Here is a 12588-nt window from a genome sequence, read left to right as displayed (position 1 = left end):
AAATGGCAAACACCAAACCTGTTCATCAACAAGAGTATGAGAGGAAACAACACCGTGAAGAAATGAAGCACCAAGTGATCAGTTTTGTCATGATGATCATCTTCACATTTGTAGCATTCGGAATGGTAATGTTCGAGGTTAACACGTTCTTTATTATTCCGACGTTACTGATGCTTGCCATTGTGCAGGTTGCATTCCAGCTTTACTACTTCATGCACATGAAGAACAAAGGTCACGATCTGCCTGCCCTGATGATGTATGGGGGCGCAGCGGTTGCCTTATTGACGATTATTACGTTCACTACTTTAATTTGGTGGTAACTAGAAAAAGACCGGCGACCCCGGTCTTTTTTTAGAGAAAACAATTAAATGCTGAATGGGATGATCGAACCGTTGCTAGTTATGAACGATTTTTGAACATTCGTGCTGAAGACCTCGTTTTTCAATCCGAAACAAGGTAGAATAGAGAAGAGTCAGCTTTAAAATTTGAGGTGAATAACATGTGGTTAGAGTTGCAGATATTCGGGTTCCGTGCAATGTGGAGTCCCTATTTTGCGATTTTCATTGTTCTGCTAGCCGGACTGTATTTTTATATTACGCATATCAAGAAGCCTGCAGGGGAAGAACCTCCGAGTAAGAAACAGCACGTGTTCTTTTATTCGGCTTTAGTTCTACTTTATATCATAAAGGGATCCCCGATGGATCTGCTGGCCCATATCATGTTTACGGCTCATATGGGACAGATGGCTTTGTATTACTTACTGTTTCCGATTTTAATCATCAAAGGACTGCCAGCATGGATTTGGGAACGACTGTTTTTAATAAAAGGACTCGGTTCAGTGTTACGCTTCATTTCAAAACCGCTTCTTTCCCTCATTCTATTCAACGGTCTATTTTCACTGTATCATATGCCGGTTATCTTTGATTTTGCTAAATCGGACGAATGGGCACACTCGATCATAACCACCGTTATTTTAGTATTGGCATTTGCCATGTGGTTATCTGTCTTCCCTCCACTGGAAAAGTTGGACAGAATCTCACCGATTATGAAAATCGGATTCATTTTTGCAAACGGTGTCTTAATTACACCGGCTTGTGGATTGATCATCTTCGCTGGATCGCCTCTGTACGAGACGTATTCAGAAGCAGGGGCCTGGGTACAGGCATTGAGCTTATGCGTACCTGCGGGTGTGCTGTCTGATTTATCAGCCACTTTAAGTGGACCAGCTTACTTTACCCCGATTCCGTTAATCGAGGATCAGCAGCTCGGTGGAATCATTATGAAAGTAACGCAGGAAATTATCTTCGGGGCCGTGATTGCGTACGTGTTCTTCCGTTGGTTTAAGAGAGAAGGAGACACCGTAGATCCATTGCCGAGTCAAGTACAAACAGAATCATAAACGTTGAAGATTGTTTGAAAGAGGTGTACGTATGCCATTGTTGCCAACATTAAGTACGATATTCATCGTGCTTAGTGCCATCCTGGTCGCCATCGGATGGGTGTTGATTGCCAGGAACAAGAGAAAAGCCCATAAAAGCGTAATGATCGCTGCGGCGGTCAGTGCGCTCATCTTTTTCATCATCTATATGAGTCGGACGATCTTTGTAGGGAATACGAGTTTCGGAGGACCGGATGATATTAAGATTTATTACACAATCTTTTTGATTTTTCATATCATTTTAGCTACAGTAGGGGCTGTTTTCGGTATTGTGACGCTCACGTTCGGCTTTAAGCGAAGAATTGCGAAGCACCGTAAAATTGGTCCGGTTACAAGTATAATCTGGTTTTTCACCGCTGTGACTGGAGTAGCTGTTTATCTACTCTTATACATCATCTACGATGGTGGAACCACAACCAGTATGATCAAGGCTATATTAGGGACATGATAGAACAACGAAAGCATATCTTGCTTTCGTTGTTTTTTTACAATTAAGAGGGAGTTTAGTCCTCTTACAAACGATGCACTCAAACGTGTGGTCAGGAGGGGTGGATGTTTCCTTTTAAGTTGTTATGAGAGGGCCTTTATGGCTCTTTCTGGTATTATTTGTGGAAAGATTGTTTAAGGTGTCTGAATAACAGGTATATAGGCAAATATGAATACATCACCAACTTAGAGGCTAGGCTGCACAAACAGGTTTAATGGGATATTTACATAGAGATTGACGTATTTCCTCTTAAATTTGGGGGTTTAGCAATTCGGGTTATTCATCAAGCTTCCAAACTTGTGCAGGAATATAGGTTTAGGAAAAGGTAGGCTTGGACATGTCACATATCGTGACGGTGTTCGGTGATCAAATTAAACAATAGGAGGGGTCAAGAATGGAAATCAAAACAGGCCGTCTGCAACTTATTCCAGTTACAGTGGATTTGGCCCAGACATTAATGAAAAATTCCTTGGCATTTTATTATAAGTATCAGCTGCCTTGGAATAAGAACTGGCCACATGACGGACTGAAAGCACTTCTTCCGATCTATGCTGAAAAACTGGAACATGATGAAAAACAATTAGGTTTTGGCCCTTGGGTGATGATTGACCTTGACGGGGAATCCGTCATTGGTGATATCGGATTCAAAGGGAAGCCTGATGAAGAGGGGACAATCGAGATCGGGTACCATGTCGTTGCCTCAGAGCGGAACGTTGGGTATGCAACCGAAGCTGTTGCGGGATTATGTAAATGGGCCTTTCAACAACGTGACGTCAAGTCGATTGAAGCACAGTGTGACAAATCGAACATTCCTTCCCAGAAAGTTTTAATCAACAATGGGTTCACACATACGGGTCGCCATCGCGAAATCTTTCTTTTTAAAAAAGACAAGAGTGCTCAGAAAATGGAGGAAGACTCATTCAAAAAAGGTTTGTAAGGTCCGCGTAGTATGAGTGAGGTTTATCACATACTGATTAAAAAAGACAGCCGGAAACGGCTGTCTTTTTATATTTATATCTTGTAGTTCCAGCGAATAATGCCAGCTTCTTTGGCCGAGTTGAAGGCGATCACCAGAAGGGGGCCTAATATAAATCCGGCAATCCCAATCAATTGTAAGCCCAAATACATGGCGATCAGTGTTGCCAGAGGAGAGAGTCCGATGTGGTGACCCATCACCTTTGGTTCAACAGTTCGTCTGATGGCTAACAAAACAATGGCAAGAATCCCTAGCTGGGTTCCCATTGCTAGGTCACCGGCTAGCAGCATGTAAATGGACCAAGGGCCTAATATGACGATAGAACCAATAATAGGGATAAAGTCAATCAGCCAGATGATGATCGACATCACGAGCGCTACCTCGGGTGCAATGAAATAGAGCCCGATTAAGCTGACGACGAAAATGACGATACTCACCAGAAACTGTGCTTTTAAAAAGCCGAATACAACATAGCTTAAACGGGCATTCATGAATTTGACTTTTTCTGAAGTCGCTTCTGTGAAATGATCGTGCATCTTATCCTTCAGTCGAGGCAGTTCGAGCATGAAAAGAAACAGGGCAATCAGGTAGACAAGCAGGCTGACGAGCAAAGCTGGAATTTTAGCGGCAAGAATCGCCACATTCTCAAGCTGGAGCTTCTCGGTCACCGTTCTGCCAAACTGGTTAATACTCGTGTTAATGCCGTCAGAAATATTATCAATCACTTCTTTCGGCATGTTTTGAGTGTAAGAGGTCATATTGCTCTGCCACCCTAATAAAACGTTATTGATTTGATTAATATATTGATCTGCATTGTCAATCAGTTGTGCCACTTGCGATACGGCGCTTGTAACGGCGTATGTACCCAGCAACCCTAGAAAGACAAGGAAGATGATAAACACGATGGAAACGGACAACTTCCGGTTCATACGGAACCTGAATTGAAACCACCTTACTGTAGGGTTAAGAAACAGTGCAGTGACCAGAGCTAACAGAATGGGTACTGATACCGGTAGAATGAAATACCCGGCAACAGCTAGTAATAAGGCGATTAAAATGAGTATCCATTGTTTTTTACTTAGAAGTCGGAACAATTTCTATATGTAGCTCCTTTCCCTGAAGAGTGCTCAATGGTGAGCGAAGTTTACGTTGTTAAAAAGAGCCGCCACCAGTAAGCATGGTGTGCGACTCCAGTTGATCGTGCCGAACCAACCTATGAACGGTTTCCTGGTTTATTCGATAGTTCTTCCATCTTATCGAGAATTTCCTGGTTGTTGTTTTCTTTAGCCCATTTCTTGAGCTTGTCCAACACAACATGTTCGGGTACTTGGTTATGGTATTTCTCAGCAGGTTCAACGACTTTTTGGATCAGTTGTCTTGCTCTTTCAATCGTACCGCTAGAGAAGCCTTCCTGCTCACCGTATTCTACGCCGTGTGGATAATAGTGGCGTCCTAGAAGTGGTGTCATCAACGTGATGACAGCATCCCCTTTATCAACGTCCCCTTCAATAGCAAAGCCTTGAATACGAACATAATACGTGATGTTTTTCTCAGGGGCTTCCATTTTGTAATCGTAAGTAACGCGTTCATAATCCCACGAGCCGCCAAGGATGAACCCGTTGCTTTCCAAGAGTTCTGTCAATGGCCTGAAATCAACGACCAATCCGTCTAAACCAGTGTCTTCTAATCTCATTACATCCACCTCACCTGTAATTATGTACTTCATTCATCTTAGTATGAAAACGATTTAGCTGCAATTCGGGCTTTTCTCTATACTATCCACTTTTGCTACTACATTATACTACAAATAGACGACGCTTGCATGTAATAAATTCATTAAAACGGGGACAATAAGGACTGATCTTATACTGAAGGAGGAAACATCATGAAAACTGTTGGAGAAATCATGACAAAGAATGTATCATGCTGTAATTCTGATTCTCGTTTGAGCGAAGCGGCTTCAATGATGAAAGATAAAAACATCGGGGCACTTCCAGTTCTTGATACGCAAGGGAACGTACTTGGGATGGTAACAGACCGTGACTTAGTACTAAGAGGGTATGCGGCGAACCGCCCAGAGTCATCTGCTGTTCAAGATGTAATGAGTAATGGACCAGTCTGCTGTTCTCCGAATACGTCACTGGAGGAAGCGAGCCAGATCATGGCGGAAAAACAAATCCGTCGTCTCCCTGTCGTTGAAAACGGTCAAATCATGGGCATCATTTCACTTGGTGACCTTTCGCTTGATCAAAAGTCTGACCAGTCAGCCGGGCAGGCCCTTCACGAAATTTCAGAGCGTCCGGAACTTCATTAGTATAAGAAAAGGCTCGCTTCGGCGGGTCTTTTTTTATCTGTCACAAACATTTCGATCACAAAACGTTCATAGGTGGGAATTTCTATCTTATACTTATTATAAAGAAAGATTTGGGAGGGGACGTCTTGAAGTGGTTGGCGATTTTATTCATTGCAGCAGGTGCGGTATACATTTTGTGGACTGAAGTGGAGATGCCGTCGACAGAGCGAACAAGCTTACCTGTAGAACAGGAAGCGGAAGAAACTCTGGCTACGTTGAAAGAAGAAGTTCCTCCCGTTCAGGAAAAGCTGGATACGTACAGAGAACGTTCTGAGGACGACATTGGTCATTTGCTAGGTCCTCCTTCCTATAAAGCTCAAAGTGAATATGGTTACGAGTGGTGGGTGTATGACCAGCCCGCCTCTTCGTTTAAACAAGTTGGTATGAAAGAGGGTCGGGTCGTGACAGCCGTTTTTCTTGAAGAAGGTTTGACGGTTGAGGGGATGACAATCGGGGAGAATTACTCAACCATTGCTTCTAGAGTGGAATGGAAGGATACGTATCCGGTAGATCGTGAAGGAAGCTACCGCTTTGAGCTGACGGAACAGGATCTGTTAGAACGCCCTCTCGTTCAGGTTGATGGGGAGTGGTCGATGCAGTTATACTTTGATACTTTCACCAAAAAATTGGCCGGGGTTCGTCTGATCCGAAACGATATTCTTCTTGCCATGCAGCCTTACAAGGTAGTGTACAGAGGAAGTCTCCCAACCCCGAACCCTCTAAGCAGACAAGGATGGCAGGTGGTTGAAGGAGGAATGGAGAAGCAGATCCTTTCCTTGACCAATCAGTTAAGGACTGTGCATGGGGTGAAGGGACTGAGGTTGCATGATGAGGCTTCCAGAGTCGCCTTCCTTCACAGTCGGGATATGAATGAGAATAATTACTTTTCCCACTACTCTCCTGACGGGAACGGCGTCAAGGAGCGTCTTGAAGGCATTCCATATCGTCAAGCGGGGGAAAATATTGCCGCTCAATACATTGACGCAACAGCAGCGGTCTTCGGATGGTTGAATAGTGAAGGGCACAGGAAGGCACTGCTTCACCCTGATTACACTCACATAGGCATCGGCGTCCATCAACGGTACTACACTCAAAATTTTTTAACGGTTGAGGAATGAAGTGCATAGGCTATCATGTATATGAAAAGTGAGGTGTGAAACAATGAGTAAGCAGGATTTGCACCCAAGTGTTCAACGCTTCAAACAATTCGTCCACGATCATCCAAGGGTGAAGAATCAGCTCCGAAAAAACCATAAGCTGATTCAAAGTTATTACGAAAAGTGGATGATTCTAGGAGAAGAAGACTCATTCTGGAGTTCTCTCCCTCCTGCCAAGGAAGAAGAGCAGGCGAATAAGATGGAGTGGATTAAACAGTTAGGTGTGCTCGTTGAGGATATCAACTGGGAGGAAGTGTCCCGCCAGATGGATGAGCTGGGGGGAGCGATCGGTCAGTTTCAACAGATCATCTCAGATGTGAAGAAAGATAGACCGAAGCCACAGGTAGAATACCCTTATTACTAAAAAATGGGACAGCAGATTGAAGCCACAGCTTTTCAATCTGCTGTTTCATTTGATAAGATGGAAGAGGAGGTGGACAACGAGATGTTAGCTACTATGGAGATTGTCGATCTGCTTGACCGCTCTGAAGTCATTGGAGAAATGGTCATGAATTCAGATACTATGCACGAGTACCAACAAGCGAAACTAGCGCTTGAAAATGATAAAGAAGCCCAGCGGCTCATCCGTCAGTTTAGTGATATGAAGGAACACTATGAAGATGTTCAGCGTTTCGGTCGTTACCACCCGGACTATAACAGTATTATGAAAAAGGTCCGTTCGGTTAAACGGGAAATGGACATGCACGAGAAGGTGGCTACGTTTAAGAAAGCGGAGCGCCAAGTCCAGAAGCTTCTCGATGAAATCAGTGAAACGGTTGCCTTCAGCGTCAGTGAACAAATCAAGGTTCCGAAAAACGGAATGGCCTTAACGGATACAGGTTGTAGCGGTGGTTGTGGAAGCGGCGGAAGCTGTGGTTGTGCTTCCTAAGACGTAAAACGAATACAGTCGTCACATAAGTTGCCGCAGCAGAACATTTTTCTTTGCGGAACTAAAAACCGTACACGATAAACATAGAACGCCTGACTCTTGCGGACGTAACTCATCTCAAGGGTCAGGCGTTTTCCTTTCATCGCCTTCGCTGCACACAACTTCAACATGTCTTCTAACATGCGTCGGTCTACAGATGGGGATGGCCACAAGTAAACGAATGGAAGTCCCGCCACCTTTTTCAACTGGTATTGCTGCAGAAGGGTTGATTGGTGCAGTTCTGTATCGAAGGTTTCAAAAGCCGTCTCATGATCTGTCTTCATCATACTCTCTCCTTTACCCGAGTATTGCTGATTCCGATTACATTTGGTAAGCTATACATAATATTAAGAACAAAATTTTATTCGAAAAGTAGGGAGTCTTTATGCTGAGAACAAAACGTCAAGGGATTATCGTCTACTTTCAACATATGAAGAACGTGCGTCAAATCAAGAAGCACGGTCACCTTATTCATGCGTCTAAGAAGCATAAGTATGCGATTGTATATGTTAATCAGGAAGATGTTGAATTTAAGATGGAGAAATTAGACCGTCTACCGTTTGTTTCCCGTGTTGTTCTTTCTCATAAACCTGATATACGGACAGATTTCGAGAATGCAAAACCGGATAAAGCGAAGCAGTACGATTATAAGATGGGAATCTAAAAAAGCCGCCTGGGCCAGGCGGCTTTTTTAGATTACGTTACATGTAAATCTAGGACTAATGATTTGCATATTTTGTCCGATATTAAGAGAGTGGTGCGATGAATTTGTTCGTTCGCAGGATTCCGATCAGGTGTTGGTAGAACAACTCCGTCTCCGGGAAAACGGTGGAGGGCTTGATGGTGAATTCTGCAATCTCTTTATCTGCTTTTTGTACCATCTCTTGAAACAGGTCGAAGCGTTTGTTCGGTTTTTCATGCGGATTAGGGATCCCTTCTCTGCATATGTAAATCGGCTGAAACTTCTGCTCTTTTCCAGGCTTCATAATAAGGGCCAGGGAAGCGGCCGGAGCACCGTTCTTTTCACTGTAAAAGGCTACGGCATGTTGAATCCGGTCGGGCATACGTTCACCCAGGTCCAGCAATTCGTAAAGGTCCGAATAGCCTTGACCGAGCTCTATGAATTTTTGAATCATGAACATTCTTCCTTTCCACGTTGACAGTCACCTTAACATTAGCACGAATAGAGTGCATTGTGAACTCTCATCAAAAGGATGGGGCGATACCATATATTTCAGAAAGGAGGAGAGGAATGATGAAAAAGGTCTTACTTCCTCTATTCTTATTCTCATCTTTGTCTGTCCTTCTCCTTCTCTATCAGTGGGGGAATTACGATAACGCTGATCAACAGATGGCCGATCAGAATCGGCCGGCGTCTATCGAGGTGGAGGTGACCCTTCAACAAGGGACACTGTCTGTCCAATACCATTTCAAAGAGTGGGAAGCCGGTCCGTATCAAGTCGTACTGCCGGAAAACGGACGGTCGATCACGTGTAGTGACGAGTGTTTGAGTGAAACAGAGACGAATCACTTCATGTGGACAGCTGAGAGTGGTCAGACGTTGTCATATCAAGTGAACACGCAAACTCCAGTGAAATGGACAGGCTGGACGCTGCAATTCATGAAAGACGACCAGCCGATCTATCCGAAGTACGATCTTTCCTTCAGGGACTACGATGAAAGGGATCGGACATGGATTGGTTTGACGACGAAACAATCGGACATTGTGAAGGATTATGTTCGTTATTATCAGTTCGAACCTACGACCAGTCCTCATTTTCCGTTAGTCCTTCTCACGGATCCGTCAAAAAAAGTATGGGATACAGAAGATTGGATGATTACACTTTCAGGCAATGAGTCGTGGACAGTTGACATGAAGCGTCGGGTCGAGCAACTCTCCCATCGCTATCCCGACATGTTAGTTGAGATCGGTGCACCTTCTAGCGGAAGCGAAGGAAGCTATCTCTCAGTCAAGACAGTGGATCAACTGGAGAAAGTTTTATTTGAGCGGCAAGTCGAATCGAATTATCCTCAACCGTCTCCAGAGTGGGCTGTGTCCGCCCTTTCGTCCTTATTTTTTGATGACGGTAGTTTCGAGGCTTCCAAATCAGGAAGGATGGCAAAGCAGATGGGTGCGGCTTTCACAGAGGAGGAGGTTCAGCGACTGAAACAGGAGTTGATCCAATATGAAGGGGAAACCTCTCTCTTGGATGGCGCAGATTTTCTCCTATCTGACTTATACGGAGATGAGACGACTTTCTTTTCAGTAAATGCTGACAGAAAAGGGGTTACGCCTCTGTATTTCACTCACAGTGAACCGTTGGTCTTTGGAGAAAAGACACTTAGTGGACAGATGATAGATTTTCAGTCAGAAGAATATCTTCCTCTTGATCCAGTCGTGAAGGAAGCAGGATATCCGTTGACAGTCTTTGAAGAAGAAGAGCTGTATCGTGTGGAACTGCCGGAACGATCGTATCGATTCTTCCTCGACAGATCGACGTTTATTTTGAATGAGCAGGCGTTCGGCGTTGCCGCAGACCTGTTGCAGAAGATAGATGGTAAACTTTATATGAAGCGGGAATTTGTAGATGATTTACTCGGCATTCGTACGTATGTACAGGAGGATCGAATCCTTTTACAAAAAAAATAGGGCTGTCTACTGGAGACAGCCCTTCTTTTTTATACGTCAATTCGTATAAAAAAGTAAAGGGAGAGGAGAAACCGGAGGAAGAGCTTATGGGGATGTAAGCCTTCTCCGTTTTCAGAAGCAGTATTTCCGCTTCATTCGTATTATGGGCAGGATCATGGTGAAATATTCAAAGCGGACCGATTTTTTCATCATCAGAATCGTATTGTCGCCTAGCCCTGTATTTTGTGGTAGGATTATGGGGAATGTTGTTAGAAAGAGGTGACAGAAGATGAGAGTCATTGCTGGAGAATTCAAAGGCAGACCATTGAAATCTGTGCCGACCCACCAGACAAGACCGACGACGGACAAAGTCAAAGAAGCGGTTTTTCATGGAATCGGTCCTTTTTTTGAAGGGGGAAGTGCGCTCGATTTGTTTGCTGGAAGCGGAGGACTCGGGATTGAAGCACTCAGCAGGGGTGTGGAGAACTGTGTGTTCGTGGATCAGCAACATAAAGCGATTCAGACCATTCATGAGAATATCGAGATCCTGAATCTTAAGGATCGAACGGAAGTTTTCCGTACAGACGCCAAGCGTGCGCTTAAAGCCGCCGGGAAGCGCGGACTGAAATTTGATTATATATTCCTTGATCCTCCATATAAGAAATTTTCATATGCTGATTTAATGGAAGCGCTTTTAAGTCATGAATTACTGGCTGAAGGAGCGATGATCGTTTGTGAGCATGATGCGTCAGAGGAGATTCCTGAAGCGGTAGGTCCGCTTACGAAGCAGAAAACAGACTATTACGGAAGCAATATTGGTGTATCCATTTTCCAATAAAGGAGGGAAAGAAGATGACAGTAGCGATTTGCCCAGGCAGTTTTGATCCGATTACATATGGTCATCTGGATATCATTCAGCGCGGGGCGAAGGTATTCGATCACGTGATTGTAGCTGTCTTCAACAATCAAAGTAAATCTCCACTATTTGATGTGAACGAGCGAGTGAGGCTATTGGAAGAGGTTACCCAGGACCTTGATAATGTAACGGTTGATGCCTGCAATGGTCTTCTCGTGGATTACGCGAAAGAGAAGAATGCCAAAGCGATCATCCGTGGGTTGAGAGCGGTCAGTGATTTCGAATATGAGATGCAGATCACATCGATGAACCGGAAGTTGAATGAGGAAATCGAAACATTCTTTATGATGACGAACAATCAGTATTCATTCCTCAGCTCAAGCATTGTGAAAGAAGTGGCAAAATATCGTGCCAACATTTCAGACCTTGTACCACCGCCTGTCGAAAAGGCTCTCAAGGAGAAATTTTAAAAAGCAAACCACTACGAAATTCGCTCGTAGTGGTTTGCTTTTTCTCGTTTTCGGTGCCATTTCACAATGACCATGATCCCGAGTGTCAGGATGGTGATCGGAGGACCGTTATGTTTGCAGAAGGTTAAGACAGCATTGACATAGCTCTCGTGGAAATTCTCGAGCGGAATGATCGATTCAATGGAAAAACGCTCATATAAATGGAACAACCCGATCATCAGTAAAGCTGCCAATATACCGTGTGCAATTCTTGCAATCGCATAAGGCTTAAAACGGATATCGGTCTCAGCCAGAATACTTGCAATTTGAGCCTGGATCGAAAACCCATGAAAGCCTAAAAGGAAGCTGACGAGCATGAGCTGTGTCAGAAGTGACTCGTTGGTTTCGGTAATGGAGCCGATGCCTGTCGTCATTTCAAGCATGCCTGAGACAATCGGGATGTGAAAGGTCTCAGGAATAAGGAGCATGGACATACCGTGAGATACGATGTGAATCATGCCCGTCTGCTTCAGAAGCTCAGTCAGAACACTGAAAAGCATAATAAAGCCGCCCACCATAAGAAGGGTGTCGACCGATTTCGTAACGGCATCTCCCATCAGTTTTCCGACGGATCGTCCATCTTGAAGTCTGGATGTATGCATCGTCTGAAAAGCCTGTCGCCAAGATAGGGGAGGTGTGTTTCGCTCGAGTGAAGTGTCGCTTCGCTTATAGTATCGCATGGCAATGCCTACAATGAAGTTCCCTCCATAGTGACAGACTGCAATGAGAAGGCCTAACGCCGCATCATGAAAGAATCCTACCGCAATCGCTCCAAAGATGAACAAAGGACTGGAGGCGTTCGTGAAGGCGACGAGTCTCTCAGCCTCAGCTCGCGTAACTTGTCCTTTCTTCCTAAGATCAGCGGTCCATTTCGCTCCGGCGGGGTACCCGCTTGCCATGCCCATCACCCAGACGAAGCCCCCGCTGCCAGGGACGTTGAATAACGGCCTCATCAATCGCTCGCTGAGCGCCCCGAGACCATGGACGACGCCGAACCCGATCATCAGCTCCGCCGTTATGAAAAAAGGCAAGAGAGAAGGGAACACGACCTCCCACCACAAATCAAGTCCCCGAAGACTTGCAGACAGTGCAGGCTGCGGGTAGATGATGAGTGCAGCTGCGATACATATCGTAAGGATCGTCAGGAAAAATGTCTTTAACTTAGAAATGAGCTTCCGCCTCCTCGGTGTTCGGTTTTCTGTACTTCTAATATCATCCATAGTAAAATGAGATTATCTTTCAGTAGATAAGCTTG

The 12588-nt window shown here is 44.6% G+C and carries 17 protein-coding genes; 12 read left to right on the top strand and 5 right to left on the bottom strand.

Going from position 1 to position 12588, the window contains the following annotated elements:
• Positions 1 to 2 precede the first annotated feature (2 nt).
• The 4 genes from ctaF (at position 3) to LCM20_RS02200 (ending at position 2862) form a co-directional block, all read left to right on the top strand.
• The gene (gene ctaF, locus LCM20_RS02215; RefSeq protein ID WP_225193790.1) at positions 3 to 320 is read left to right on the top strand and encodes a cytochrome c oxidase subunit IVB; all 318 of its coding nucleotides are present in this window, start codon (positions 3 to 5) and stop codon (positions 318 to 320) included.
• Positions 321 to 499: 179 nt separating this feature from the next.
• The gene (ctaG, locus tag LCM20_RS02210; protein WP_225193789.1) at positions 500 to 1399 is read left to right on the top strand and encodes a cytochrome c oxidase assembly factor CtaG; all 900 of its coding nucleotides are present in this window, start codon (positions 500 to 502) and stop codon (positions 1397 to 1399) included.
• A gap of 31 nt (positions 1400 to 1430) precedes the next feature.
• Positions 1431 to 1886 carry a DUF420 domain-containing protein gene (locus LCM20_RS02205; protein WP_225193788.1) on the top strand — a complete coding sequence of 152 codons (456 nt, stop codon included), beginning with the start codon at positions 1431 to 1433 and terminating at the stop codon, positions 1884 to 1886.
• A 433-nt stretch (positions 1887 to 2319) separates the two neighbouring features.
• Positions 2320 to 2862, top strand: a complete 543-nt coding sequence (locus tag LCM20_RS02200) for a GNAT family N-acetyltransferase (RefSeq protein ID WP_225193787.1) — start codon at positions 2320 to 2322, stop codon at positions 2860 to 2862.
• Positions 2863 to 2936: 74 nt separating this feature from the next.
• On the opposite strand, the gene ytvI is transcribed toward LCM20_RS02200, so the two are convergent.
• Both ytvI and LCM20_RS02190 read right to left on the bottom strand, forming a co-directional pair.
• Positions 2937 to 3995 carry a sporulation integral membrane protein YtvI gene (ytvI, locus tag LCM20_RS02195; protein WP_225193786.1) on the bottom strand — a complete coding sequence of 353 codons (1059 nt, stop codon included), beginning with the start codon at positions 3993 to 3995 and terminating at the stop codon, positions 2937 to 2939.
• Positions 3996 to 4114: 119 nt separating this feature from the next.
• Positions 4115 to 4594: a YugN family protein gene (locus LCM20_RS02190; RefSeq protein ID WP_318247288.1), complete on the bottom strand. Its 480-nt coding sequence runs from the start codon at positions 4592 to 4594 to the stop codon at positions 4115 to 4117.
• A gap of 192 nt (positions 4595 to 4786) precedes the next feature.
• Here LCM20_RS02190 and LCM20_RS02185 point away from each other — a divergent pair, with 192 nt between their 5' ends.
• The 4 genes from LCM20_RS02185 to LCM20_RS02170 all read left to right on the top strand — a co-directional run bounded on the left by LCM20_RS02185 (position 4787) and on the right by LCM20_RS02170 (position 7300).
• A complete protein-coding gene (locus LCM20_RS02185; RefSeq protein ID WP_225193785.1) occupies positions 4787 to 5215 on the top strand; it encodes a CBS domain-containing protein in 429 nt (142 codons plus the stop codon).
• Between the two features lie 125 nt (positions 5216 to 5340).
• Positions 5341 to 6372 carry a CAP domain-containing protein gene (locus LCM20_RS02180; RefSeq protein ID WP_225193784.1) on the top strand — a complete coding sequence of 344 codons (1032 nt, stop codon included), beginning with the start codon at positions 5341 to 5343 and terminating at the stop codon, positions 6370 to 6372.
• A 43-nt stretch (positions 6373 to 6415) separates the two neighbouring features.
• Positions 6416 to 6775 carry a YlbD family protein gene (gene ylbD / locus LCM20_RS02175; protein WP_225193783.1) on the top strand — a complete coding sequence of 120 codons (360 nt, stop codon included), beginning with the start codon at positions 6416 to 6418 and terminating at the stop codon, positions 6773 to 6775.
• 81 nt (positions 6776 to 6856) lie between these two features.
• Positions 6857 to 7300 carry a YlbF family regulator gene (locus LCM20_RS02170; RefSeq protein ID WP_225194183.1) on the top strand — a complete coding sequence of 148 codons (444 nt, stop codon included), beginning with the start codon at positions 6857 to 6859 and terminating at the stop codon, positions 7298 to 7300.
• On the opposite strand, the gene LCM20_RS02165 is transcribed toward LCM20_RS02170, so the two are convergent.
• Positions 7297 to 7623, bottom strand: a complete 327-nt coding sequence (locus LCM20_RS02165; RefSeq protein WP_225193782.1) for a hypothetical protein — start codon at positions 7621 to 7623, stop codon at positions 7297 to 7299. The two genes, LCM20_RS02170 and LCM20_RS02165, sit on opposite strands and share 4 nt — an antisense overlap.
• Before the next feature lie 101 nt (positions 7624 to 7724).
• Here LCM20_RS02165 and LCM20_RS02160 point away from each other — a divergent pair, with 101 nt between their 5' ends.
• On the top strand, positions 7725 to 8003 hold the full coding sequence (locus LCM20_RS02160; protein ID WP_225193781.1) for a YlbG family protein: 279 nt from the start codon (positions 7725 to 7727) through the stop codon (positions 8001 to 8003).
• 82 nt (positions 8004 to 8085) lie between these two features.
• Here the strand turns inward: LCM20_RS02160 and LCM20_RS02155 are convergent, their stop codons facing one another.
• Complete coding sequence (locus tag LCM20_RS02155; RefSeq protein WP_225193780.1) at positions 8086 to 8475, bottom strand: methylthioribose kinase; 390 nt, start codon at positions 8473 to 8475, stop codon at positions 8086 to 8088.
• A gap of 119 nt (positions 8476 to 8594) precedes the next feature.
• On the opposite strand from LCM20_RS02155, the gene LCM20_RS02150 reads away from it, so the two are divergent.
• The 3 genes from LCM20_RS02150 to coaD all read left to right on the top strand — a co-directional run bounded on the left by LCM20_RS02150 (position 8595) and on the right by coaD (position 11294).
• Positions 8595 to 9989, top strand: a complete 1395-nt coding sequence (locus LCM20_RS02150; protein ID WP_225193779.1) for a hypothetical protein — start codon at positions 8595 to 8597, stop codon at positions 9987 to 9989.
• 268 nt (positions 9990 to 10257) lie between these two features.
• Positions 10258 to 10806 (top strand): 16S rRNA (guanine(966)-N(2))-methyltransferase RsmD, encoded by a 549-nt coding sequence (gene rsmD, locus LCM20_RS02145; protein ID WP_225193778.1) that lies wholly within the window; start codon positions 10258 to 10260, stop codon positions 10804 to 10806.
• A gap of 14 nt (positions 10807 to 10820) precedes the next feature.
• Positions 10821 to 11294 carry a pantetheine-phosphate adenylyltransferase gene (gene coaD, locus LCM20_RS02140; protein ID WP_225193777.1) on the top strand — a complete coding sequence of 158 codons (474 nt, stop codon included), beginning with the start codon at positions 10821 to 10823 and terminating at the stop codon, positions 11292 to 11294.
• Between the two features lie 11 nt (positions 11295 to 11305).
• Here coaD and ylbJ read toward each other — a convergent pair whose 3' ends face one another.
• Entirely contained in the window at positions 11306 to 12553 is a 1248-nt protein-coding gene (gene ylbJ / locus LCM20_RS02135; protein ID WP_225193776.1) for a sporulation integral membrane protein YlbJ, read from the bottom strand.
• Positions 12554 to 12588: the final 35 nt, after the last annotated feature.

Source organism: Halobacillus litoralis (assembly GCF_020171725.1).
Taxonomy (GTDB): Bacteria; Bacillota; Bacilli; order Bacillales; family Halobacillaceae; genus Halobacillus; species Halobacillus litoralis_F.
Note: the sequence above shows the minus strand (reverse complement) of the source record. Positions and strands in the feature narration are given on the sequence as shown.

Bases quoted from the DNA above. Each gene is read 5' to 3' on its own strand.
- ctaF (WP_225193790.1), top strand. From the start codon at position 3: ATGGCAAACACCAAACCTGTTCATCAACAAGAGTATGAGAGGAAACAA.
- ctaG (WP_225193789.1), top strand. From the start codon at position 500: ATGTGGTTAGAGTTGCAGATATTCGGGTTCCGTGCAATGTGGAGTCCC.
- LCM20_RS02205 (WP_225193788.1), top strand. From the start codon at position 1,431: ATGCCATTGTTGCCAACATTAAGTACGATATTCATCGTGCTTAGTGCC.
- LCM20_RS02200 (WP_225193787.1), top strand. From the start codon at position 2,320: ATGGAAATCAAAACAGGCCGTCTGCAACTTATTCCAGTTACAGTGGAT.
- LCM20_RS02190 (WP_318247288.1), bottom strand. From the start codon at position 4,594: ATGAGATTAGAAGACACTGGTTTAGACGGATTGGTCGTTGATTTCAGG.
- LCM20_RS02185 (WP_225193785.1), top strand. From the start codon at position 4,787: ATGAAAACTGTTGGAGAAATCATGACAAAGAATGTATCATGCTGTAAT.
- ylbD (WP_225193783.1), top strand. From the start codon at position 6,416: ATGAGTAAGCAGGATTTGCACCCAAGTGTTCAACGCTTCAAACAATTC.
- LCM20_RS02170 (WP_225194183.1), top strand. From the start codon at position 6,857: ATGTTAGCTACTATGGAGATTGTCGATCTGCTTGACCGCTCTGAAGTC.
- LCM20_RS02165 (WP_225193782.1), bottom strand. From the start codon at position 7,623: ATGAAGACAGATCATGAGACGGCTTTTGAAACCTTCGATACAGAACTG.
- LCM20_RS02160 (WP_225193781.1), top strand. From the start codon at position 7,725: ATGCTGAGAACAAAACGTCAAGGGATTATCGTCTACTTTCAACATATG.
- LCM20_RS02155 (WP_225193780.1), bottom strand. From the start codon at position 8,475: ATGATTCAAAAATTCATAGAGCTCGGTCAAGGCTATTCGGACCTTTAC.
- LCM20_RS02150 (WP_225193779.1), top strand. From the start codon at position 8,595: ATGAAAAAGGTCTTACTTCCTCTATTCTTATTCTCATCTTTGTCTGTC.
- rsmD (WP_225193778.1), top strand. From the start codon at position 10,258: ATGAGAGTCATTGCTGGAGAATTCAAAGGCAGACCATTGAAATCTGTG.
- coaD (WP_225193777.1), top strand. From the start codon at position 10,821: ATGACAGTAGCGATTTGCCCAGGCAGTTTTGATCCGATTACATATGGT.
- ylbJ (WP_225193776.1), bottom strand. From the start codon at position 12,553: ATGGATGATATTAGAAGTACAGAAAACCGAACACCGAGGAGGCGGAAG.